1 protein-coding gene is annotated in these 3,358 nt (G+C 46.8%); it reads left to right on the top strand.

The window, feature by feature from the left end; translation table 11 throughout:
- Positions 1–791 precede the first annotated feature (791 nt).
- Positions 792–3,044, top strand: a complete 2,253-nt coding sequence (locus tag AACY61_RS10775) for an SEL1-like repeat protein (protein ID WP_339611586.1) — start codon at positions 792–794, stop codon at positions 3,042–3,044.
- The last annotated feature ends 314 nt before the right edge of the window (positions 3,045–3,358 follow it).

Below are 3,358 nucleotides of genomic sequence, written 5' to 3'. Positions count from 1 at the left end.
GTGAACTGGTGGACTGGTTTACTGGTGAACTGGTTTGCTGGGGAGTTTTTTGTTGCTTTCCCTACAGCCTACAGCCTACAGCCTACAGCCTCCAGCCTATAGCCGGGACTCCCCCTTTAGGGGGGGCGGGGGGTCTGCGGCTGGGTGAACTGGCAAACTGGTTGTATGAAAGCAAATAAATTTTCAGCTTACAGCCAACAGCCGGGACTCCCCCTTTAGGGGGGCGGGGGGTCTGCGGCTGGGTGGACTGGTGAACTGGTGGACTGGTGGACTGGTTGACTGGTGGACTGGTGAACTGGCAAACTGGTGGACTGGTGAACTGGTTGTATGAAAGCAAATAAATTTTCAGCTTACAGCCAACAGCCGGGACTTCCCCTTTAGGGGGGCGGGGGGGCTGTGGCTGGGTGAACCGGTAAAAGAATCACGCTGCTGATGAACGAACCCGCCACCCCGCCACCCTGCAAACTAGTCAACTAGTCAACTAGTCTACCAGTCAACTAGTCAACTAGTAAACTAGTAAACCAGTCCACCAATAAAACACTTTCTTTGCGACTTCTTTGCGCTACAACGTTGCGTCTTTGCGTGAACCTCGCACTGCTGAGCAGGGGGGTATTAAATTGAAAATGAAGAATGAAGTAAATAATCAATAATTAATTATCATTAGTCAATTAAAAATACACTACGTCATTTGCCTTATTGCATGTAGTTCATTTATTTATTATTTTGCATTTCTGTAAAACCCTCTTCCCGTAGGGTTTATGCCTGTTCGGGAAACAAAAAAGCAAGACACGATGAAACCAAAGCCATTGTTTTTAGTTTGCACGATATTGATTTGTACAACGACACTATTCGCTCAGGAATTCACCCGTTTTAAGCTTTCGCACGAAAGCAAATGGGGATTTAAAGACGCCGCCGGCGAAGTGGTCGTACCACCGGTGTATCAGGTAGTCGGCGAGTTTTCTGAAGGGCTGGCGCCTGTGGGCAATCCCGATGAAAGGGGGACGATGCGCTGGGGGTTTGTGGATGTGCAGGGCGATACCATTGTTGATTTTCAATACTATTTTGCAGGAAAATTCAGTGAAGGGCTGGCACGCGTAAGGGGTAAAAATTACGAGTTTGGTTACATCAATCCCGACGGTAAGGTCATCATTGATTTTCAATATCAGGAAGCCGGTGATTTTAAAAACGGCCTGGCAGCTGTGGGCAATGGGGGCCATCTGGAAAAAGGTCAAATGGTCAACATCAAGTGGGGCTATGTGAATCCGGAAAACCGGTTAATGATTCCACATCAATTTGATGCTGCTTATCAGTTTGGTGATAAAAACCTGGCAGTAGTAAAAAAGGGCAAAAACTGGGGAATGATTGACAGGAATGGAGCAACAGTCATTCCGTTTAAATACGACCCGTTTTTTGAAAGAGCAAACAACACCATCATAGTAAGTAAAAATGGCAAAAAAGGAGCCTATGATTTTTCAGGCAAGTCATTGGTACCGGTGAAGTATTATGAAATGCACCCCTATAGCGACGGACTCGCAGCGGTAAAGGATAAAGAAAAGTTTGGGGAATGGGGTTTTGTGGACAGACGAGGAAAACTGGTTATCAAACCTACTTATAAGGAAGTACATCCTTTTTCTGAAGGGGTGGCTGCAGTAAGGAGTGTTGTAGGATGGAATTTCATTGACCGGGAAGGCAACCCCTTGTTTTCAAAAACCTTTTATATGATAGGTTCGTTTTCCGAGGGGCTCGCCCCGGTTATGTTTAATAACAACTCACATAAAACCTGGCATTTTATTGATAAAACAGGTGCACCCCAACTCGAAATAAATGGCTATATCAGTGTGGAGCCTTTTCAAAACGGCTTGGCCAGGGTGGGGAAAAATGTTGGCAACCGCGATATTCGTTACGGATTTATCGACCGGTCAGGCAGTGAAGTCATTCCTCCTGTTTACACAGGAGCAACCTATTTAAGTGACGGCACCTTTAGAGTGTATCAGGGAACCCGGTTTATGATTCTGGGCCCCGATGGAACACCCAACCGCAAAGCGGCTATCGCTGCCAATGAGAAAATCCTGAAGGAACACCCTTCAAAAGACGAGGGGGCTACCGAATACCAAAAAGGGCGGGAAGCCTTCAATTTGAAAAACTTTCACGAAGCCTTTAAGCAATGGCGCATCGCCGCACTCCACGACCACGCTGAGGCAGCTTACGGGGTAGGAATTTTATACCACAACGGCAAAGGCAGTCCGCTAAACTATGCTGAATCGGAGTATTGGTATCTCAAAGCCGCCGAACTGGGGCACCCCAAAGCGATGTTCAATGCAGGCATTATCCTGCTTTCCGGAAACAACGGCCCTAAAGATGAAGCCGGCGCGATGGAGTGGTTTAAAAAAGCCGGAGAAGCAGGTGAAAACATAGCATATATCAAATTGGCTCAAATGCATTTAAATAGGCCTTCGGGGAAAAAAGACATAGAAGCAGCGGTCAGGTACTACCAAAAAGCCGGCAATGCCGATGCTTATTTTGCATTGGCCGGACTCATCAGCGACGGTACCTGGAACACCGTTCCGGCCAAAGAAGCGGCCAACTATTATGTGCGCGCAGCAGACATGGGACACGCCCACGCAGCATACACCTATGGCATGATGAAATATAACGGGAGTAACGGTGTACCCAAATCGGAAGCAGGGGCGCATTACTATTTTGTAAAGGCTGCCAAAAGCAATCACTCCGGCGCCACTTATATGCTGGCACAGTATTATGAAAAGGGCATTTATGTAGGCAAAAATGAAAAAGAAGCCGAAGCCCTCTACAAAAAAGCCGCCTCCTGGGGCCATCCGGAAGCCACAGCCTGGGTCAATACAAAATACCCCCAACAACAAACCTTTACCTCAAGCGCACAACCGCTGGACTGGAGTTTTTCAAAGACACCCAATGCCGGCTCCGGCTTCAATGAAGCAGACCACAACTGGAAACTAAACAACGAACTCAGAAACTACAAAAACTACCTGGACACTAAATTTGGAAAAACAAAATCGATTTGGTAGACTGGTGGACTGGTGAACTGGTGGACTGGTTGACTGGTTGACTGGTGGACTGGTGAACTGGTTGACTGGTTTCAAGTTTTAGCATGCCTGAATATGGTTGCCCTTTTCCGAATCAAAAACCCCCGTTTTTTGCCTCGGTCCTAAAGGATGAACAGGGGTTTTTGATTTAGTTGTTTCTTCTGTAATCGAACTTTGAACTGTCTTATGTCATACGTCTTGCAGTCTTATGTCTTTAGATTGGTGGACTGGTGGACTGGTGAACTGGTGGACTGGTGAACTGGTTGTATGAAAGCAAATAAATTTTCAGCTTACAG

The sequence above is a fragment of the uncultured Planktosalinus sp. genome (assembly GCF_963973675.1).
In the GTDB taxonomy this organism is placed as follows: Bacteria; Bacteroidota; Bacteroidia; order Flavobacteriales; family Flavobacteriaceae; genus Planktosalinus.
This window is presented reverse-complemented; position numbering and strand designations above follow the sequence as displayed.